The organism is Streptomyces sp. Root1304 (assembly GCF_001426405.1).
Taxonomy (GTDB): Bacteria; Actinomycetota; Actinomycetes; order Streptomycetales; family Streptomycetaceae; genus Streptomyces.
Genome location: NZ_LMEP01000001.1, coordinates 196,021 through 214,766, shown reverse-complemented (window position 1 = coordinate 214,766; position 18,746 = coordinate 196,021). Strand labels below are relative to the sequence as shown.

Below are 18,746 nucleotides of genomic sequence, written 5' to 3'. Positions count from 1 at the left end.
TAGGGGAAGGCCCTACGGAGCCGCCCCGTGGGGGGAAGGGCCCCTACGGGCTACCCCTGCGGCCGGGCCCCGCCCCTCCGCGTCGAGCGGAGCGACTTCCCCGGCAGCGCGTCCGTGCGCCGGCCGTCCTCGATCACGAAGCGGCCGTCGACCAGGACGTGCGGGATGCCCGTCGGCGGCGTCCGGGGCGACGCGTACGTCGAGCCCGCCGCCACCGTCTCCGGGTCGAAGAGGACCAGGTCCGCCACGTACCCCTCGCGGATCCTGCCCCGGTCGGGCAGGCGCAGCCGGGCCGCCGGGCGGCCGGTCAGACGGGCCACGCACTCCTCCAGGGACAGCACGCCCAGCTCGCGCACGTACCGGCCCAGATAGCGGGGGAACGTCCCGTACGCGCGCGGGTGCGGCTTCGTCCCCTGGAGGATGCCGTCCGAACCGCCCGTGTGCACCCGGTGCCGCATGATCGCCCGGACGTTCTCCTCGTGCCCCACGTGCTGCAGGATCGTCGTGCCCAGACCGTCTTCGAGCAACAGCCGGCGGGCCGTCGGCCAGCCGTCCACCCGGCGGCCCACGTACTCCGCGAGCCCCGGCGCGGACACCCCCGAGACCTCGATCGTGTCCCAGTCGACCGGCACCCCGTGGCAGCCGTCCGAGCCGAGGACCTCCAGGTGGTGGCGGACGCGCTCGGCCGTCGCCTCGTCCCGGAGGCGCGCGAGCACCGCCTCCGGCCCGCCCTCGCTCGCCCAGCCGGGCAGCAGCGCGACCAGGGTCGTACAGCCGGGGGTGTACGGGTACGTGTCGAGGCTGATGTCCGCGCCCGCGTCGAGGGCCTCGTCGAGGAGGGCGAGGAGCTCGGGAGCCCGGCCCTCGTTCACACCGAAGTTCATCGTGGCGTGGGCGAGGTGGAGGGCGCAGCCCGCCTCCCGGGTGAGCCGCACCATCTCCCCGTACGCCTCCAGGGCCCCCGCCCCGTACGAGCGGTGGTGGGGGCAGTAGTAGCCGCCGTACTCCGCCACGACCCGGCAGAGTTCCGTCAGCTCGGCGTCCTTCGCGTACATCCCCGGGGTGTACGTCAGCCCGGAGGACATGCCGAAGGCGCCCTGTTCCAGCCCCTCCGCGACGAGCCGCCGCATCCGGGCCAGTTCGCGTTCCGTGGCGGGCCGGTCGTCCCAGCCGACCGCGTACATCCGGACCGTCCCCTGGGGGACGAGATACGCGGCGTTGACCGCGATGCCCCGGCCGCCGTGGGCGCGGTCCAGGCGGTCGAGGTACTCGCCCACCGTGCGCCAGTCGAAGTCGATGTCGTCGCCGTACCCGTTCCAGCCGGTGATCGCCCTCCGTACCTCCGCCAGCGTGCGGTCGTCCACGGGCGCGTACGACAGCCCGTCCTGGCCCAGGACTTCGAGGGTCACCCCCTGCGCGGCCTTCGCGCTGTGGTCCGGGTCGCGGAGCAGCGCGAGGTCGCTGTGGGCGTGCATGTCGATGAAACCGGGGGAGAGGACCAGGCCCTCGGCGTCCACGATCCGCCGGGCCGTGGGCCGGAGACAGCCCGCCGCCGCGCCCTCCTGCACGATCGAGGCGATCCGGCCGCCCTCGACCGCCACGTCGGCGCGGTAGGAGGGGGCGCCGGTGCCGTCGACGACCTCCGCGTCACGGAAGACGAGATCCATGGGTTTCCCTCCGGACGCTCTAGAAGAAGGTGCGGACGTAGTCGACCACCGTGCCGTCCGCCTCGACCAGCGGGATCAGCTGCCACTTGTCGAAGATCGTGCACGGGTGCGACAGGCCCATCCCCACCCAGTCGCCGACCTCCAGGTCCGCGCCCGCCCCGGTGCCCAGCCAGGCGTGCTGGTCGGAGAGGCCCGTCACGGTGATGCCCTCCGCGGCGCGGATCTCACCCGTGCGGGCGTCACGGACCACCTGCGCCTCCGGGAGGTGCAGGTCGTGGGCGGCGTCCCGCTTGCCCGCGTTGGTGAAGGCCTGCTCCGGGGTCGGGCGCGAGACCACCTGCGACCACAGCCGGAACGCCGGCTCCAGCGCGCCCTCCTCGGGGACCCGGTTGAAGGGGGTGCGCGCGCGGTACTGGCCGTCGTCGTGCGAGACGTACGCGCCGGAGCGCAGCAGCTTCAGGACCGGGAGGGAGAGCCCGGGGATCTCCGCGAAGACCTCGGCGACCGTGTCGAACCACTCGCTGCCGCCCGCGCTCACCACGATCTCGCCGACGGCGGGGTCGAAACGGCCCGCCTTGTCGAAGTCGGCCGCGAGCCCGACGAGCCGGTGCAGCCAGTCGCGCACCGAGCCGGCGTCGGCCCCGGGCATCGTGCCCTCGTACCCGGCGACGCCGACCAGCCGCAGGGTGGGGACCGCCGCGACCGCGTCGGCGACGGCCGCGCACTCCGCCTCCGTCCGTACGCCCGTGCGCCCCGCCGCACCGGCCGCCAGCTCGACGACCACGTCCACGGGGCGGGACGCGCCCGCCGCGCGCAGGGCCTCGTCCATCAGCTCGACGCCGCGCACGGAGTCGACGTAACAGATCAGCCGGAAGTCCGGGTCGGCGTCGAGCTCGGCGGCGATCCAGCGCAGGGCGACCGGGTCGACGACCTCGTTGGCGAGGAAGATCCGGGCGATGCCGTGCGCCCGGTAGACGCGGGCCTGGTGGGGGACGGCGGCGGTGATGCCCCAGGCGCCGTGCGCGAGCTGGCGGTCGAACAGCTGCGGGGCCATGGAGGTCTTGCCGTGCGGGGCGAAGGCGAGGCCGTGGCGCTCGGCGTACGTCTCCAGGAGGCGCAGGTTGTGCTCGACGGACTCGGCGGAGAGGGCGAGCACGGGGGTGGTGAAACCGCCGGTGAAGAGGTTGCGGCGCTGGGCGGCGAGCTCGCCGACGGTGAGGCCGTCGGCGTCCGGCGGCAGGGCCTTGAAGCGGTGGTCGACGCGCTCGCTCGCCAGGTCGGGCGTGGTCCGCACCGGGTGGGGCATGGGGCCTCCTCGTCGTGTCGTTGCGATATGTGCAACGCTCATTGCGCATTGTGCTCACGGTTGTCTAACATCCGGGCCGAGGCCGGGTCAATGGACCCGGTCGACGGAGCCGTACGACTCGCAGGGAGCCCGAGAGTGAGCGGACACGCGCCCGCGGACGCGGCCCCGGACGTCGTCTGCCTCGGCGAGTCCATGGTCACCTTCCTTCCCTCCCGGCCGGGCCGCCTCGCCGACGTCCCCTCCTTCAGCCGTGCGATCGGCGGCGCCGAGTCCAACGTCGCCTGCGCGCTGGCCGCCGCCGGGCACCGGGTCCGCTGGGTGGGCCGCGTCGGCCGCGACGGCTTCGGCGACCACCTCGTCGAGACGATCGCGGGGTACGGGGTCGACGTCACCGCCGTCGGCCGCGATCCGCACCGGCCGACCGGCGTCTACTTCCGCACCGACGAGGACCGGGCGACCGACGCCCACGAGGTCGTCTACTACCGGGCCGGGTCGGCGGCCTCGGCGATGTCCCCGGCGACGGTGCCGTACGACTCCGTCGGGAGCGCGCGGATCCTCCACCTCACCGGCATCACGGCCGCGCTGTCCGCCGACTGCCTGGCACTGATGCGGGAACTCACGGCGCCCCGGCCCGGCCGGCCGCTGATCTCGTTCGACGTGAACCACCGGCCGGGGCTGTGGCGGGACGGCGGGGCGGCCGAGGTACTGCTCGAACTCGCCCGGCGGGCGGACGTGGTGTTCGTGGGAGCGGACGAGGCGGAGCGGTTGTGGGGCTCCGGTGATCCGGCTGCGATCCGGGCGGTGCTGGGGGAGCCGGCGGTGCTGGTGGTGAAGCGGGGAGGGGAGGGGGCGGTGGCGTTCGAGCGCTGCGCGGCTTCTCTCCCCACCCCGCCCCTTCCCGAACCGGGGCTCCGCCCCGGGCCCGGCGCCTCGAACGCCGACGGGGCTGAGAATCAGCCCGCCCGGCGTTTGAGGGCACGGCCGCAGGCCGTACGGGGGCCTGGGGGCTTGCCCCCGGTTCGGGAAGGGGCGGGGTGGGGAACAGCCCCGCGCAGCGGCCCCGCCTCCGACGGCCCCACGCCCACCGGCCCCACGCCCGACGCCCTCGCCCCCGACACCCTCACCCCCGCCCCCGCCCCCCACGTCACCGTCGTCTCCCCCGTCGGCGCCGGCGACGCCTTCGCCGCCGGGTTCCTCTCCGCCACCCTCCGCGGCCTCGGCATGACCGCCCGGCTCCGGCACGGGCACCTCGCCGCCGCCGCCGTCCTCACCGTCCCCGGGGACGTCGCCGCGCCGCCCCGCCGCGACCACGCCGACCGTCTCGCCGCCCTCGACGACGCCGCCTGGGGCACACTTCACCTCGGCCCCGGCTGGACCGGGGACGACCAGGAGGTACGTACGCCATGAGCCAGACCGTCGACCGGGCGCTCAGCATCCTGCCGCTGCTCGCGCAGGGCCCCGCCGACCTGGGGCAGGTCGCCGAACGGCTCGGCGTCCACAAGTCCACGGCCCTGCGGCTGCTGCGCACCCTCCACGAGCACGGCCTCGTCCACCGGCAGCAGGACCAGCGCTACCGCCTCGGCGCCCGCCTCTTCGCCCTCGCGCAGGAGGCCGTCGAGAACCTCGACATCCGCGAGATCGCCCACCCGTACCTGACCGCCCTCAACGAGCGGATCGGGCACACGGTGCACCTCGCCGTGTACGAGGAGGGCGAGGTCCTCTACATCGACAAGGTGGAGAGCCGCTACCCGGTCCGCATGTACTCCCGCATCGGCAAGCCCGTCGCGATCACCGTCGCCGCCGTCGCGAAACTGCTCCTCGCCGACCTGCCGGAACCCGAGCGCCGCGCCGTCGCCGCGAAGCTCGACTACCCCCCGTACACGCCCCGTTCGACGCCGAACGCCGCCGCCTTCCTCAAGGAGCTGGCGACCGTACGCGAACAGGGCTGGGCCACCGACCTCGGCGGCCACGAGGAGTCCATCAACTGCGTCGGCGCCCCCATCCGCGGCGCCGACGGGCGCGTCGTCGCCGCGATGTCGGTCTCGGCGCCCAACGTGGTCGTCACGGCCGAGGAACTCCTCACCCTCCTCCCGCAGGTGCGCCGCACCGCGGACGACATCAGCCGGGAGTACTCCGGCACCGCCCCGACCAAGGCCAAGGACACGGAATGACCGAGAAGACCGCCCTGACCCCCGCCACGCACACCGCGCCGCCGGCGAAGTTCTCGCACGGCGTGAGGAAGGGCGACATCCTCCAGGTGGCCGGCCAGGTCGGCTTCCTGCCGGCCGTCGAGGGCGAGGCGCCGAAGGTCGCGGGCCCGACCCTGCGCGAGCAGACCCTCCAGACCTTCGCCAACGTCAAGGCGATCCTGGAGGAGGGCGGCGCGAGCTGGGACGACGTGATGATGATGCGCGTCTACCTCACGGACGTGGACCACTTCGCCGAGATGAACGCGATCTACAACGAGTACTTCGAGAACGAGTCCCTCAAGGCCCCGGCATCGGCCCGCACGACGGTCTACGTCGGCCTCCCGCCCGGCCTCCTGATCGAGATCGACGCGCTGGCGGTGCTGGGCTGAGACGGGCCCTCCGACCCGCGGGGAGGTGCCCCCGGCCGTCCGGCCGGGGGCACCTCCTCGTGCACGGTCCGTCAGGCCGCGCAGTACTGCGCCTGCTTGCCGATCGAGCGGTACATGCAGTCAGCGTTCTCCAGAAGCTGGAGGACCGCGTCGCGGTTGCGGCTCGTCTCGCGGTCGATGACCTCGTCCGGGGGGTAGAAGCCGCCGCCCGACGACGAGGACGGGTACATCTCGAAGGTGTACGCGAAGATCTTCTGCGTGCCCCAGAGGTAGTCGTCGATCGAGCCGTCCGTGATGTAGAGGTCGCTGGACTGCTCGGGCGTGTAGCCGTTGCTCGCGGCCATCCGGCCGCCGACGGTCGCGAAGGCGTCGCGGTCGTCCTGGGTCATGCCCGTGGTGGTGTTCGCCGTCGTCCAGCCGAAGGGCCAGAGCACCAGCTCGCTGTACGTGTGGAAGTCGATGGCCGCGGTGATCTGCTGCTTCCCGCCGATCACCCGCGAGCGCGCGAAGTCCGCGACGACCTTCACCTCGGGGGCGGACTCCGGCGCCGCCCCGCGGTACGTCTCCGAGCTCTTCGAGCCCGAGGAGCCGCCGCAGCAGCCCCACTTGAAGTCCCAGTTCCGGTTCAGGTCCGTGCCGACGTACGAGGAGCCGGAGTTGGGCTGCCGGTTCTTGCGCCAGCTGCGGTAGGAGCCGCTCGCGATGTCGTACTCGCCGCCGTCCGGGTTGAGGTCCGGGACGATCCAGATCTCGCGGCCGTCGACCGCGTTCGTGATCCGCGGGTCGGTGCCGTAGCCCGCGCCGAGTTCGCGGATCAGATAGAGCGCCATCTCGACGGTGAGGTGCTCGCGGGCGTGCTGGTGGTGGGTGAAGAGGACCTCGGGCTCGTTCTCGTCGGTCGCGACGTTGTCGCTGATCTTGATCGCGACGATGTCCCGGCCCTGGTACGACTTCCCGATGACCTGCTTGCGCATGAGGGACGGATAGGCGGCGATCCGCTGGTCGATCTCCGCGTTCGCCTCCGCGTAGTTGTGGTACTTCGCGTCCGCGGACGGGAAGTCCAGCGGGCCCAGCGCGGACCTGGCCGCCGTCCCCCGGTCCGGGGGCGCGGGGAGCGCGACGGTGGTGTAGCCGAGCGCCTTGAGCCGTTTCAGCTGCTCGGCGTCGGCGCTGACCACCACCGAGCGGGCGTCGACCTCGTCGATCGAGACGCCGGTGGCGGCCAGCGCGGTGCGGGCGGCCGGGGTGGCGGGACCGGCCACCTCGTACTGCCGGATCACCTCCTCGGCCCCCGGCGTGACGCGGGCGGCGGTCGGTGCCGGGTCGGCCCCGGCGGGGGTGGTCGCGAGGGCGGAGAGGGGCGCCGCGAGGGCGAGCGCCACGAGGGCCGCGAGGGTGGCGGACCTTCTGCCGCGGGTGGGACGTCGCATGGTGTCTCCTGGGTGGGGAGTGTGGGGGTGTGCGACAAACTCGTGCGGGTGTCCGGGGCACATGGTGAGGCTGTGTCATGACCCGGTCAAGGTGGGGAGTTCGGCCATACTGTCCCGCGTGGGGACCTTCATCGGCAGATACGTCATCGAGCACAAGCTGGGCGAAGGCGGCATGGGCACCGTCTATCTGGCCCGGTCGCGCGGCGGCCGTGCCGTCGCCGTCAAGGTCGCCAGGCCGGAACTCGCCGCCGACCCGTCCTTCCGCGAGCGCTTCCGCGCCGAGGTCGCCGCCGCCCGCCAGGTCGGCGGATTCCACACCGCGCAGGTCGTCGACGCCGACCCCGAGGCCGACGCGCCCTGGCTCGCCACCGCCTACATCCCGGGACCCACGCTCTCCGGACTCCTCGCCGCGGAGGGCCCCATGGACGAGGAGGGGCTGCGCGCGCTCGGGGCCGCGCTCGCCGAGGCCCTGGAGGCCATCCACGCCTGCGGGCTCGTCCACCGCGACCTCAAGCCCGGCAACATCGTCATGGCCCCCGACGGGCCCCGCGTCCTCGACTTCGGCATCGCCCGCGCCGTCGAGTCGACCCGCCTCACCGCCACCGGCTCGGCCTTCGGCACCCCCGGCTACCTCGCCCCCGAACAGGCCCTCGGGGAGGAAGTGACCGGCGCCGCCGACGTGTTCGCGCTCGGCGCCGTCCTCGTCGCCGCGGCCGGCGGACGGCCCTTCGGAGGCGGTACGCCGATGGGCCTCATGTACCGCTCGGTGCACGAGGCCCCCGACCTCGACGCCGTCCCGGAGGCGCTGCGCGGGCTGGTGGGCCGCTGCCTGGCCAAGGACCCGGCCGAACGACCCACGCCGGACGGCCTGCTGGACGAGTTGATGGCGGGGGGTGGGGTGGGCGGTATGGATACGGACTTGGATGGGGATTCGGATTCGGAAACGGGTGCGGGTGCGGCGTCCGTGCTGCCGGCTGTGGCACCGGTCGTCCCGCCCGCCGTGACTCCGTCCGTGACTCCGTCCGTGACGCCCGACCCTCGCGTGACGCCCTTCGACGCGCTGCCGGTGCTCGGCGTCGCGCCCGCCGCCGCGGTCCCGGCGCGTACCCCCGCGCCCGAGGACGCCGTACCGCCCCGCCACTCGCTGCCCACCCGTACGGCCGGTGTCCAGGACGCCGTACCCGCCTCCGTACCCGCGCCCGGCGCCCTCCCCGTACCGCATCCCCCCACCTTCTACGTGCCGCCGCCGCCCACCGCGCCGCCGGCGCCCGCGCCGGACTTCGCCGCGGCCGACCGGAACTCCGGCATCGTCGTCGACGGGAGCGGGGTGGTCCTGCACTTCTTCGGCGAGGAGGCCGAGTTCCTCTGGAGCGAGATCGGGGCCGTGCGGTACGAGCGCGTCCGGCGCGAACGGGTGCTCCGCGTCGTCGTCACCCTCTACGACGGTTCGGTCTACGACTGCGAGCTCGACGGCCGCCGAGCCGCCCGGGTCGACGAGTGGATCCGCTTCCTCGACCCGGTGCTGCGCCACTACCTGCCCGCGTAGGCCTGCGTGAGGCGACCGAGTGGGCCCCGCGTGAGGCGACCGCGTAAGCCTGCGTGAGGCGACCGCGTACGCCTCGCGTCAGGCGGCCGCGTGGCGAAACGGCGCAGCGCCGCCGGAGGAGCGGCGGCGCTGCGCTGTTCTCGCTCCGGTCCTTCCGGACCGTTACGGCAGGTTGTGCACGTGCGGGCCCACCGCGTTCGACCAGGCGTTGCCGGCCGTCGCGTCCCAGTTGGTCGACCAGGTCATCGCGCCGCGCAGCGTCGGCCAGGCCTGCGCCGGCTTGTAGGTGCCGCAGCCGGTGAGCTTGGTCAGGCAGTCGAGCGCGTTCTTCACGACCTGCGGGTCGACGTAGCCGCTGCCCGCGCCCCGCGTGGAGGCGGGGACGCCCAGGCCGACCTGGGACGGGGAGAGACCGCCCTGGATCTGGATGCAGGCGAGCGCGGTGAGGAAGTCCACCGAGCCCTGGCTGTAGACCTTGCCGTCGCAGCCGAGCATCGAACCGCTGTTGTAGTACTGGGTGTTGACCACCGTGAGGATGTCCTTCACGGCGAGCGCGGTCTTGAAGTACTCGGTGCCGGTGCTCTGCATGTCGATGGTCTGCGGGGCCATCGTCAGGACCATGCCGGAGCCCGCCTTGGCGGAGAGCTGGCGCAGCGCCTTGGTCAGGTAGGTCGCGTTGACCCCGTGCTCCAGGTCGATGTCGACGCCGTTGAAGCCGTACTCCTGCATGAGGGCGTACGCGCTGTCGGCGAAGGCGGTCGCGGTGGCGTCACTGTTGATCGTGACGTTGCCCTTCTCGCCGCCGACCGAGAGGATCACGGACTTGCCCGCGGCCTTCTTGGCCGCGATGTCGGCCTTGAAGTCGGCGGCCGAGGTGTAGCCGACGGCCGGGTCGAGGTTGAAGGTGATCTGGCCCGGCGTGGTCGTCGAGTCGGCGAACGAGACCGCGATGATGTCGTACGCCGCCTGGACGTCCCGCAGCTTCTGCTTCGCGGCGCCGTTGTCGAAGTTCTGCCAGTAGCCGGTCACGGCGTGCTTGGGCACGGCCGGGCCGGGGCCCGGGTCGGTGGGCTTGGCGGTCCGGGCCGACACGGCGGTGGACTTCGCGGACTCGCCCGCGGAGTTCGTGGCGGCGACCTGGAACTGGTACGCGGTGTCGGCGGTCAGTCCGGTGACGGTGGCCGAGGTGCCGGTGAACGCCTGCGGGTTGGCGCCGTCCCGGTACACCTTGTAGCCGGTGGCGCCGGAGACCGCGCCCCAGCTCAGGGTGACCGAGCCGGTGGTGACCGAACCGGCGGCGAGACCGACCGGGGTGGACGGGACGACCGGGTCGGGGTCCTGGCCGCCGCCCCCGTCGGGGCCGTAGACGCTGACGTCGTCGACGAGGTACGGGGAGGTCCCGTACCAGCCGTGGGTGTAGATCTCGACCGAGGTGGTGCTCGCCCCGGTCGTGAAGGTGGTGGTCAGCTGCTTCCAGGACGGGCTGTCGGGCGTCCAGGTGGAGACGGTGCCGGTGCCGGTCCCGGTGCCGCTCGCGCCGAGGTAGGCGTAACCGCCCTGGACCCAGGCGCTCAGCGTGTACGTCGAGTTGGGCTTCACCGTCACGGTCTGTACGCACTTGGCGTTGTCGAGCCCGGCCGGGGCGGCCTTCAGGGCGCCCGCGCCGGTGCGGACCGGGGTGGAGACGGCGGCGCCGCTTCCGGCGGAACAGGCCCAGTTGGCGAGGCCGTTCTCGAATCCGGCGTTCTTGGCGACGTTGACGTCCGCCGCCTGCGCGGTGCCGGCTCCGCCGACGAGGACGAGCCCGGAGCCGACGGCGAGCGCGAGGGCTCCGGCCAGCCTGCGGCGACCGTACGGGCGGGTGGTGGTGCGGTCCACGTGCATCCTCCGGTGGGGGAGTTGGGGATGTGGAGGTGCCGTACGTCGTCGTACGGAGGGGGTGCTGGGGGAAGTGCGGGGGGTTCGGGGGAGTGCGGACGGTGGCCACCGCTGTCGCAACAAGCTGGTCCAGACCAATCGCGTTGTCAAGACCTCTGGCAACAAGCGCTGTTCGGGCGGGTGGAGGGATCGAGGACGGATCGGGGCGGCGGAGGGGTCGGCCCGGGGGCCCCGACCTCGAAGAAAAGGAGGGAGCTTGGCGGATTGTGTGTTCACCACCCCGGGGGTCGTGGATAGGCTGCAGAGGCGGCAGCACCCTGCGGTGACGCCGTGAACGCGGTAAGTGATCCGCGGCCCCCGGGACGCGGGAGGCCGGCGGGGACGGGGGGTCCGACGTGCCGACAGCCATCGCGGTCACCAGCGCCGACCTGGCGCTGCCGCCGACCGACCCCGGGACCCCGCACGCCACCGTCCTCCCGCCCCCCGAGTCCCAGTCGCTCGACGCCTCGATCGCCGACATGCAGCAACTCCTCGCGCGCTACGGGCACGTGGTCGTCGTCTGCCCGACCTCCGCCCCCGCCGACGTCGAGCACCGGCTGCGCGCCGTCCGCGCCCTGCTCGAAAGCGACCGGATCGCCCTGGTCCGCACCGACCTGCCACCCCTCGGCGCGGCCGTACTCGTCCGGCAGCTACGACAGTTGGCCGGCTGCGACTTCAGCCCCGGCGTCCTCGCCTCCGCCGCCCGGCTGCTCGCCCACTACATCTACGCCGGGGCCGTCCTCGGCTCCGTCTCCCGGCTCGACCGCGTCCCCGTCAGCCTCGGCTCCCACCTCAAGGGCTGGCTGCCCGGCGCCCACTTCGCCGTCCTCGCCGGACCCACCCCGCAGATCGTTCGCGTCGGCAACGGCGAAGAACCCCTCGCCGGACCCGAGTTCACCACCGAACTCATCCTGGCCCGGGGTCAGCTCCAGACCGACTGGCCCACCGGCACCCTCGTACCCCGGTGGCGGATCCAGGGCGCCGTCCAGGAGGCCCCGCTGCCCGCGGCGTCGGCCGGCTGGTGGGGCACCGGCAAGCTCGTCGAGTTCACCGCGTACCTCCCCGACCTGCCCGTTCTCTACCAGCTGGTCTCCTCCGTACGGCGCGAGACCTGCCGCTGGTGCGCCATGGAACTCATCGGGGACCGCTGCGGGTTCTGCGCCGCGCCGGTCCCGGCACAGTCGGCGCCGGCCCCCGCGCCGGACGCGGCGCCGTGAACGGCGTCATGAACGGCACCACGTGCCGCCGGAGTCCCCGGCTTCGCGATCCCCAACCCCGTCCGTCCGGACCCACGTCTCCGATCGAGGTAGTACGGCCATGAACTCCCGCCAGCGCCGCGGCGTCATCCTGCTGCTGCTGTCCGTCCTGTGCGCCCTCGGCGCGTTCGCCGGTGTGCTCGCCGTCATCAGCGACGTGAACTCCAAGGTCGGGCCGGAGACCACCGCGTACCGGATCAAGAGCGACGTGGACCCGTACGCCGCCCTGAGGCCCAACCAGTTCGAGAAGATCTCCATGCCCAAGCGCTGGCTCTCCGCCACCGCCGTCACCGATCTCCGCCAGATCGAGGGCAAGATCGCCGTCACCGAACTGAAGGCCGGCTCCCTCCTCCAGACCGACATGATCGTCGAACGCCCCGCGCTCCAGCCGGGCCAGCAGGAGATCGCCATCATGATCGACGCCGCCACCGGCGTCGCGGGAAAGATCAACGCGGGCGCCACCGTCAACATCTACGCCACCTTCTCCGGCGACAAGAAGGGCGAGGCCGCCCAGTCCCGGATGATCGTCGCCGGCGCCCGCGTCCTCGACGTCGGCAAGCTCACCCCGATCGGCGACAGCGCGGGCCGCGCCGGACGCACCAACGAGGCCGTGCCCATCTCCTTCGCCCTCTCCACCCTCGACGCCCAGCGCGTCGCGTACGCCGAGTCCTTCGCCGAGCACGTACGCCTCGCCCTGGTCGCCCCCACCACCGGCGGCGCCCCTGCCGACCAGCGCGACCGCACCTACACGCTCGAAAAGGACAAGTGAGGCCGGTATGACCACCAGGATCCTGCCGGCCGTCGGTGACCCCGACGCGGCCCGGTCCGTCAGTACCCTCATCGGGCAGCTTCCCGATGCCGAGCCCGCCCCGCCGGTCACCGATTCGACCCAGCTCGTCGACACCCTCGCGCGGCTCGCCGCCGCCTCCCTCGACGAGCTGCCCGAGGTCGTCCTCGTCCACGAGCGGATCGGGCCCGTCCCCGCCCTCGAACTCGTCCGCGAGGTCGCCCTCCGCTTCCCCGCCGTCGGCGTCGTCCTCATCACCGCCGACGCCAGCCCCGTCCTCTTCTCCGCCGCCATGGACTCCGGCGCGCGCGGTCTCGTCACCCTCCCGCTGGGCTACGAGGAACTCGCCAGCCGCGTCCAGGCCGCCGCGCAGTGGTCGCTCGGCGTCCGCCGCCACCTCGGCGCGGGCGCCGAGCAGATCAGCGGCCCCGGCGGCACCGTCGTCACCGTCAGCGGCGCCAAGGGTGGCGTCGGCGCCACCGTCACCGCCGTCCACCTCGCCCTCGCCGCCCGCGCCTCCGGACGGACCGTCGCCCTCGTCGACATGGACCTCCAGAGCGGCGACATCGCCTCCTACCTCGACGTCCAGTTCCGCCGTTCGGTCGCCGACCTCGCCGCCATCACCGACATCTCGCCCCGCGTCCTCCAGGACGCCGTCTACGTCCACGAGACCGGGCTCTCCCTGCTCCTCGCCCCCGCCGAGGGCGAGCGCGGCGAGGAGGTCTCCGACCGCGCCGCCCGCCAGGTCGTCAGCGCCCTGCGCGGCCGCCACGAGGTCGTCGTCGTCGACTGCGGCTCCCAGCTCAACAGCGCCAACGCCGCCGCCATCGAGATGGCCGACACCGCGCTCCTCGTCGCCACCCCCGACGTCGTCTCCGTCCGCGCCGCCAAGCGGACCGTACGCATGTGGGAACGGCTCCAGGTCCGCAAGGCGGAGGAGACGGTGACCCTCGTCAACCGCCACCACCGCTCCACCGAGATCCAGCCGCCCCTCGTCCAGAAGATCACCGGCACCCGGGTCGCGGGCGTCGCCGTCCCCGCGAACTTCAAGGAACTCCAGGCCGTCGTCGACGCGGGCAAGCTGCACGAACTCGACGCCAAGTCGACGGTCAAGCAGGCGATCTGGGCCCTCGCGGGCGAACTCGGCCTGGTCGGCGCCCCCGCCCAGACGGCGGCCCAGCCCGGCAAGCAGCTCGCCCGCGCGGGCGACCGCGGCTCGCTGGGCCTCCGCCGCCGCACGGGAGGCCGCTGACCGATGCGTACCGACCGGGACGACAGGGGGCAGGTGGCGGTCGAGTTCCTCGGCATGGTGCCGCTGATCCTGCTCACCCTCGCCCTGCTCTGGCAGGTCGTCCTGGTCGGCTACACGTACACCCTCGCGGGGAACGCGGCGGACGAGGCGGCGCGGGCGTGCGCGGTGGACGACGACTGGAGCGAGGCCGCCCTGCGACACCTCGACGGCGCCTGGGCGGCGGGCGCGAGCCCGAGCTGCTCGGTGGACGGCGGCATGGCGAACGCGGTCGTGGCGATCAGGGTCCCGGTCCTGGTCCCGGGAGTGGGCGGGCTGTTCACGGTACGGGGGAAGGCGGGCGCGGTGTACGAGGGGGAGGAGCGGTGAGGGGGGCGATGCGGGGGCGTGGGGGCCGGGCCAAGACGCTTCGCGACCGGGGCCAGGCCGCCATCGAGTACCTCGGGTTCCTTCCGATCCTGCTGCTCGTCGGGCTCGCGGGCCTCCAGCTCGGCATCGCCGCGTACGCCGCCCAGCAGGCGGGCACGGCGGCCCGCGCCGCCGCCCGCGCGGCCGGCGACGACGAGGAGGCGACGAGCCCCGAGGCGGCCGCCCGCGCGGCTGTCAGCGGATGGGTCGCGGAGCGCTCCACCGTCAGCGCCGGTGGGGGAGACGGAGAGGCCGTCTACACCGTCAGTGTCACCATCCCCTCCGTCGTGCCCTTCTGGGACGGCTTCGGCGCCGTCACGAAGACCGCCACCATGCCGATGCCCGAGACGCCTCAGGAGGACCTGCCATGAGCCTGCGCGCCCGGATCAACGCCCCCGAGGAGCACAGTGGCAACGCCGCCGCCCGGGAGGACAGCCACCTCGTCGCCTCCTTCCGCGCCAAGCTCCTGGAGGAGATCGACCTCACCGAGATGTCCGCGCTCGCGGCCGCCGAACGGCGCGCCCGCCTGGAGCGCGTCCTCGGCCACATCATCAGCCGCGAGGGCCCGGTCCTCTCCACCGCCGAGCGCTCCCAGCTGATCCGCCGCGTCGTCGACGAGGCGCTGGGGCTCGGCGTACTCGAACCGCTCCTCGAAGACGCCTCGATCACCGAGATCATGGTCAACGGCCCCGACCAGATCTTCATCGAGCGCAACGGCCGCGTCGAACTCCTGCCGCTCCGCTTCGCCTCCCACGACCAGCTGATGCAGACCATCGAGCGGATCGTGTCCACGGTCAACCGGCGCGTCGACGAGTCGAACCCGATGGTCGACGCCCGCCTCCCCTCCGGCGAGCGCGTCAACGTCATCATCCCGCCGCTCTCCCTCACCGGGGCCACCCTCACCATCCGCCGCTTCCCCCGCGCGTACACGCTGCACGAGATGATCGGCCTCGGCTCCCTCGACGAGCAGATGCTGCTGCTGCTCTCCGGGCTGGTGCAGGCCAAGTTCAACCTGATCGTCTCCGGCGCCACCGGCACCGGCAAGACCACCCTCCTCAACGCCCTCTCCGGCCTCGTCCCCGACGGCGAACGCATCATCACCATCGAGGACTCGGCCGAACTCCAGCTCCAGCAGTCCCACGTGATCCGCCTGGAGGCGCGCCCGCCGAACATCGAGGGCCGGGGCGCCATCTCCATCCGCGACCTCGTCCGCAACTCCCTGCGTATGCGCCCCGACCGGATCATCGTGGGTGAGGTCCGCGGCGGCGAGACCCTCGACATGCTCCAGGCCATGTCGACCGGCCACGACGGCTCGCTCGCCACCGTCCATGCCAACTCCGCCGAGGACGCCCTGATGCGCCTCCAGACCCTGGCCTCCATGTCGGAGGTCAAGGTCCCGTTCGAGGCGCTGCGCGACCAGATCAACAGCGCCGTCGACGTCCTCGTGCAACTCACCCGGCACCCCGACGGCACCCGCCGGATCACCGAGATCTCCGTCCTCGCCTCGCACGGGCGGGAACGCTTCCTGCTCGCCACGGTCTGCCGCTTCCAGGCACAGCCGCTCGCCGCCGACGGGCGGGTGTACGGACAGTTCACCTACCACCCGCTGCCCCGGCGGGTCGCCGAACGCCTCTACCTGGCGGGCCAGCCCATCCCGCAGGCCTTCGGCGTGGCGGCGGACGACGCGTATCTGACCACCCGAGAGGCCGAGTGATGACGGACCCCTTCTGGCTGACGGTGGGCGTGACGCTGCTCGCCGCCGTACTCGGCGTCGTCGGCGTGCAGTCGTACGCGAGCGGGGCCCGCCGGCACGCGGCGCTCGTGGCCCGCCTGGACGACTCCGGCGTCCCCGAGGCCACCGGCCGCCGGCGGCGGCGCTTCCGGGGGGTCGACCGGCGGGTCCGGCGGACGGCCCTCGGCCGGAAGCTGGAACTGCGGATCGCGGCCACCGGTCTGGACGTGACGCCCGGTGAGTTCACGGTGGCGCTCGCGGCGACGGTGGCGGTGCTGTGGGTGGTGGGTCAGGCGGCACTGTCGCCGTTCTTCGGCCCGATCTGCGGGTTGCTCGGTGTGTGGGTGGCGATGGGCTTCCTCAACTGGCAGCGGCAGAAGCGGATCGAGAAGTTCATCAACCAGCTGCCGGAGCTGTCCCGCATCCTGGCCAACGCCACCCAGGCGGGGCTCGCCCTGCGGATGGCGCTCAGCCTGGCCGCCGACGAACTGGAGGCGCCGGCGGGGGACGAGCTGGAGAAGGTCGCCCAGCAGCTGGCCGTCGGCACGTCCCTCGACGACGCCCTCGGGGAGCTGGCCGAACGCCTTCCCTCCCGCGAACTCGTCGTCCTCGTCACCACCCTGGTGCTCGCCAACCGGGCCGGCGGCACCGTCGTCTCCTCCCTGCGGAACCTCACCGAGACCCTGGAGGAACGCAAGGAGACCCGGCGCGAGGTCCGCACCCAGCTGTCGCAGGTGAGCATGACCGCGTACTCCGTCCCCGTGATCGGCGTCGGCTCCCTCCTCCTCATCGACAACATGCAGCCCGGGGCGCTGGACCGGATGACCGGTTCGGGCATCGGGCAGTTCGCCGTGATCGCGGCGTTCGCGTTGTACGGGGTGGGCTTCGTCGCCATCCGCCGCTTCTCGAAGATCGACGTATAGGGGCCGCGCCGTGGACCTCCTCCTCGCCCTCCTCGCCGGGCTCGCCGTCGCGGGCATCGGCTACGGGCTGCGGCTCTACCGGGCCGACGCCAAGCTTCCCGACGACCTCAGGCTCGCCCTGGAGGTCGGTGCGACGCGCACCGGCGCGGTCGACTCGGCGGTCGACCGCCTGGGCATGCGCTGGTCGCCGGCGGTGCTGCGGCTGATGGGCCCCAAGCGCGTCAACGCGGTGCGCCGTCGCATCGACCTCGCCGGGAACCCCGGCGGACTGACCATCGACCGGTACGGGGCGCGGCGGGCGGTCTACGGCTTCCTGGGGGTGCTGGGCGGCCTGCTGATGCTGTCGAAGGGGTCGTTCCTGGTCGCGGTCCTGCTCTTCGCGTTCGGGGCGTTCTGGACGGAGGTGGGGATCTGGTCGGCGGTGCGGATCCGCAAGGACCAGATCGAGCGGACGCTGCCCGACTTCCTCGACGTCCTCGCCGTCGTGGTCTCGGCCGGGCTCGGGTTCCGGCAGGCGCTCGAACGGGTGGCGGAGAAGTACGAGGGGCCGTGGGCGGACGAACTCCGCATCACGTTGCGGCAGATGGACATGGGTGTCAGCCGCCGTCAGGCCTTCGACGAGCTGCGGCGGCGGAACGACTCCGAGCAGGTGGCCCAGTTCGTGACGGCGCTCCAGCAGGGGGAGGAGCTGGGGGCGCCGATCGTCGACACGCTCATCCAGATCGCCAACGACATGCGCCGGACGGACGCGCAGAACGCGCGGCGCAAGGCGGCGAAGGCGGTGCCGAAGGCGACGATGGTGATCACGACGCTGATGGTCCCGGCGACGATGATCCTGCTGGGGGCGGGGCTGTTCCTGGGCACGGGGACGGACTTCGGGGCGGTGACGGGGGAGTGAGCGCGGTGACATATTCGGGGGAAACGGCTTCGGCCGCGCAACTCGATGTGCCAGAGTGCGGACTGAGTGTGAGGGGGGTGGAGCTGATGGACGGGATCGCCGTGACCCGCGTCCTGAGGCCCACCCGATGACGGGCCCCTGTCCGCCGACCCGCCCGTCGGCGCACGAAGCCCGAACGCAGGCGTCCGAACGCGGAGGGGACCACGATGAACGACGCGATGCTGAAGGCCGTGACAAGAACCCGAGTGTGGCTCACCTCCCGGACACCCGCCGGGGGGAGGGACCGGGGGCAGACGGCGGTGGAGTATTTGGGGATCATTGTGGTGGTGGTGGCGATTGTGGTGGCCATTACGGGGACGGATATCGGGCAGTCGATCAAGACCGCCATCACGGAGAAGATCGCCGAGTTGACTGGCGAGTAGTGCGTCGTAGGGGCAGAGATTCGGGTCAGGCCTTTCCGGTCTACATTGCCGTCGTGGCGGGGCTCTTGTTCCTGGCATTCGCCTACTTCCTGGTGGCGCAGGCTGCATCGACCCGGAGTGACGCGCAAACCGCTGCCGATGCGGCAGCTCTTGCGGCTGCACAGGACGCCCGAGGGCGACTGCGAGAGGGCTGGCTTGAGGTAATCCTGGACCCTGGTCAATGGAGAGGATTCCTTAACGGCGAGGCAGATGTTGGCCCTTCTCCCTGTGAGCAGGCTGCGGTGTTCGCGGCTCGCAATATGGCCCGACTCTCAAGTGACGGTTGTGTGTCACTTGGCTCGGAAAGAAGGGGCTTCAGCGTGACGGTCCGCACCATGGATCAGAAGCCTCGAGATGCAACGGCGTCGGCTGAAGCTGTGATTGAGCCCCTCTGTACTTTTACAGAGCCGGAGCCCACCTTGGATCCCGAACCCCCTCCGACTGAAACAGCTGATCCGGAGGAGGGTAAGGGGGCGATCTTGGGACTCGCGTGCGACGGCGCAGCGTGGGAGATTGACCCGGAGAATCCCACCCTCCCCGATGCTGCTGACCTTTTCGCCGTCCGGCTGTCCAAATGACATGTGGCGA

18 protein-coding genes are annotated in these 18,746 nt (G+C 72.5%); 14 read left to right on the top strand and 4 right to left on the bottom strand.

Annotated features, from left to right (window positions below):
- Positions 1 to 50: 50 nt before the first annotated feature.
- Both ASD33_RS00915 and ASD33_RS00910 read right to left on the bottom strand, forming a co-directional pair.
- A complete protein-coding gene (locus tag ASD33_RS00915; protein WP_056551687.1) occupies positions 51 to 1,667 on the bottom strand; it encodes a D-aminoacylase in 1,617 nt (538 codons plus the stop codon).
- Between the two features lie 19 nt (positions 1,668 to 1,686).
- Positions 1,687 to 2,973, bottom strand: coding sequence for an alanine racemase (locus ASD33_RS00910; RefSeq protein ID WP_056551685.1), 1,287 nt, complete (start codon positions 2,971 to 2,973; stop codon positions 1,687 to 1,689).
- Between the two features lie 135 nt (positions 2,974 to 3,108).
- Here ASD33_RS00910 and ASD33_RS00905 point away from each other — a divergent pair, with 135 nt between their 5' ends.
- From ASD33_RS00905 to ASD33_RS00895, 3 genes are read left to right on the top strand one after another with little or no spacing between them, the layout of a single operon-like run.
- Complete coding sequence (locus ASD33_RS00905) at positions 3,109 to 4,380, top strand: PfkB family carbohydrate kinase (RefSeq protein ID WP_277922075.1); 1,272 nt, start codon at positions 3,109 to 3,111, stop codon at positions 4,378 to 4,380.
- Positions 4,377 to 5,144, top strand: coding sequence for an IclR family transcriptional regulator (locus ASD33_RS00900; RefSeq protein WP_056551681.1), 768 nt, complete (start codon positions 4,377 to 4,379; stop codon positions 5,142 to 5,144). The genes ASD33_RS00905 and ASD33_RS00900 overlap by 4 nt, the downstream gene beginning before the upstream one ends.
- On the top strand, positions 5,141 to 5,551 hold the full coding sequence (locus tag ASD33_RS00895) for a RidA family protein (protein WP_056551679.1): 411 nt from the start codon (positions 5,141 to 5,143) through the stop codon (positions 5,549 to 5,551). The genes ASD33_RS00900 and ASD33_RS00895 overlap by 4 nt, the downstream gene beginning before the upstream one ends.
- A 71-nt stretch (positions 5,552 to 5,622) precedes the next feature.
- Here ASD33_RS00895 and ASD33_RS00890 read toward each other — a convergent pair whose 3' ends face one another.
- Positions 5,623 to 6,981, bottom strand: a complete 1,359-nt coding sequence (locus tag ASD33_RS00890; protein WP_056551677.1) for a M14 family metallopeptidase — start codon at positions 6,979 to 6,981, stop codon at positions 5,623 to 5,625.
- A 118-nt stretch (positions 6,982 to 7,099) separates the two neighbouring features.
- Between ASD33_RS00890 and ASD33_RS00885 the strand changes: the two genes are divergently transcribed.
- Positions 7,100 to 8,527, top strand: coding sequence for a serine/threonine-protein kinase (locus ASD33_RS00885; RefSeq protein ID WP_277922074.1), 1,428 nt, complete (start codon positions 7,100 to 7,102; stop codon positions 8,525 to 8,527).
- A 162-nt stretch (positions 8,528 to 8,689) separates the two neighbouring features.
- On the opposite strand, the gene ASD33_RS00880 is transcribed toward ASD33_RS00885, so the two are convergent.
- Positions 8,690 to 10,411, bottom strand: a complete 1,722-nt coding sequence (locus tag ASD33_RS00880) for a glycosyl hydrolase family 18 protein (RefSeq protein WP_199863422.1) — start codon at positions 10,409 to 10,411, stop codon at positions 8,690 to 8,692.
- Positions 10,412 to 10,800: 389 nt separating this feature from the next.
- Here ASD33_RS00880 and ASD33_RS00875 point away from each other — a divergent pair, with 389 nt between their 5' ends.
- The 10 genes from ASD33_RS00875 (at position 10,801) to ASD33_RS33745 (ending at position 18,736) form a co-directional block, all read left to right on the top strand.
- Positions 10,801 to 11,661 carry a hypothetical protein gene (locus tag ASD33_RS00875; RefSeq protein WP_056551673.1) on the top strand — a complete coding sequence of 287 codons (861 nt, stop codon included), beginning with the start codon at positions 10,801 to 10,803 and terminating at the stop codon, positions 11,659 to 11,661.
- Positions 11,662 to 11,761: 100 nt separating this feature from the next.
- The gene (cpaB, locus tag ASD33_RS00870; protein ID WP_056551670.1) at positions 11,762 to 12,469 is read left to right on the top strand and encodes a Flp pilus assembly protein CpaB; all 708 of its coding nucleotides are present in this window, start codon (positions 11,762 to 11,764) and stop codon (positions 12,467 to 12,469) included.
- Between the two features lie 7 nt (positions 12,470 to 12,476).
- On the top strand, positions 12,477 to 13,739 hold the full coding sequence (locus ASD33_RS00865; RefSeq protein ID WP_056551668.1) for a P-loop NTPase: 1,263 nt from the start codon (positions 12,477 to 12,479) through the stop codon (positions 13,737 to 13,739).
- A 3-nt stretch (positions 13,740 to 13,742) separates the two neighbouring features.
- Positions 13,743 to 14,105: a TadE/TadG family type IV pilus assembly protein gene (locus tag ASD33_RS00860; RefSeq protein ID WP_056551666.1), complete on the top strand. Its 363-nt coding sequence runs from the start codon at positions 13,743 to 13,745 to the stop codon at positions 14,103 to 14,105.
- Between the two features lie 8 nt (positions 14,106 to 14,113).
- The gene (locus ASD33_RS00855) at positions 14,114 to 14,515 is read left to right on the top strand and encodes a TadE/TadG family type IV pilus assembly protein (protein WP_056551664.1); all 402 of its coding nucleotides are present in this window, start codon (positions 14,114 to 14,116) and stop codon (positions 14,513 to 14,515) included.
- On the top strand, positions 14,512 to 15,858 hold the full coding sequence (locus ASD33_RS00850; RefSeq protein WP_056551662.1) for a CpaF family protein: 1,347 nt from the start codon (positions 14,512 to 14,514) through the stop codon (positions 15,856 to 15,858). The genes ASD33_RS00855 and ASD33_RS00850 overlap by 4 nt, the downstream gene beginning before the upstream one ends.
- Entirely contained in the window at positions 15,858 to 16,799 is a 942-nt protein-coding gene (locus ASD33_RS00845) for a type II secretion system F family protein (protein WP_056551660.1), read from the top strand. Before ASD33_RS00850 ends, ASD33_RS00845 begins: the two co-directional genes overlap by 1 nt.
- A 10-nt stretch (positions 16,800 to 16,809) precedes the next feature.
- Positions 16,810 to 17,697, top strand: coding sequence for a DUF5936 domain-containing protein (locus tag ASD33_RS00840; protein WP_056551658.1), 888 nt, complete (start codon positions 16,810 to 16,812; stop codon positions 17,695 to 17,697).
- A 206-nt stretch (positions 17,698 to 17,903) separates the two neighbouring features.
- Positions 17,904 to 18,119: a Flp family type IVb pilin gene (locus ASD33_RS00835; RefSeq protein ID WP_242426799.1), complete on the top strand. Its 216-nt coding sequence runs from the start codon at positions 17,904 to 17,906 to the stop codon at positions 18,117 to 18,119.
- Positions 18,119 to 18,736, top strand: a complete 618-nt coding sequence (locus ASD33_RS33745; RefSeq protein ID WP_079044476.1) for a pilus assembly protein TadG-related protein — start codon at positions 18,119 to 18,121, stop codon at positions 18,734 to 18,736. Before ASD33_RS00835 ends, ASD33_RS33745 begins: the two co-directional genes overlap by 1 nt.
- Positions 18,737 to 18,746 lie beyond the last annotated feature (10 nt).

What these genes read in the sequence shown, in the direction of transcription:
- ASD33_RS00915 (WP_056551687.1), bottom strand. Translation starts at nt 1,667, where the DNA reads ATGGATCTCGTCTTCCGTGACGCGGAGGTCGTCGACGGCACCGGCGCC.
- ASD33_RS00910 (WP_056551685.1), bottom strand. Translation starts at nt 2,973, where the DNA reads ATGCCCCACCCGGTGCGGACCACGCCCGACCTGGCGAGCGAGCGCGTC.
- ASD33_RS00900 (WP_056551681.1), top strand. Translation starts at nt 4,377, where the DNA reads ATGAGCCAGACCGTCGACCGGGCGCTCAGCATCCTGCCGCTGCTCGCG.
- ASD33_RS00895 (WP_056551679.1), top strand. Translation starts at nt 5,141, where the DNA reads ATGACCGAGAAGACCGCCCTGACCCCCGCCACGCACACCGCGCCGCCG.
- ASD33_RS00890 (WP_056551677.1), bottom strand. Translation starts at nt 6,981, where the DNA reads ATGCGACGTCCCACCCGCGGCAGAAGGTCCGCCACCCTCGCGGCCCTC.
- ASD33_RS00880 (WP_199863422.1), bottom strand. Translation starts at nt 10,411, where the DNA reads ATGCACGTGGACCGCACCACCACCCGCCCGTACGGTCGCCGCAGGCTG.
- cpaB (WP_056551670.1), top strand. Translation starts at nt 11,762, where the DNA reads ATGAACTCCCGCCAGCGCCGCGGCGTCATCCTGCTGCTGCTGTCCGTC.
- ASD33_RS00865 (WP_056551668.1), top strand. Translation starts at nt 12,477, where the DNA reads ATGACCACCAGGATCCTGCCGGCCGTCGGTGACCCCGACGCGGCCCGG.
- ASD33_RS00860 (WP_056551666.1), top strand. Translation starts at nt 13,743, where the DNA reads ATGCGTACCGACCGGGACGACAGGGGGCAGGTGGCGGTCGAGTTCCTC.
- ASD33_RS00855 (WP_056551664.1), top strand. Translation starts at nt 14,114, where the DNA reads ATGCGGGGGCGTGGGGGCCGGGCCAAGACGCTTCGCGACCGGGGCCAG.
- ASD33_RS00850 (WP_056551662.1), top strand. Translation starts at nt 14,512, where the DNA reads ATGAGCCTGCGCGCCCGGATCAACGCCCCCGAGGAGCACAGTGGCAAC.
- ASD33_RS00845 (WP_056551660.1), top strand. Translation starts at nt 15,858, where the DNA reads ATGACGGACCCCTTCTGGCTGACGGTGGGCGTGACGCTGCTCGCCGCC.
- ASD33_RS00835 (WP_242426799.1), top strand. Translation starts at nt 17,904, where the DNA reads ATGAACGACGCGATGCTGAAGGCCGTGACAAGAACCCGAGTGTGGCTC.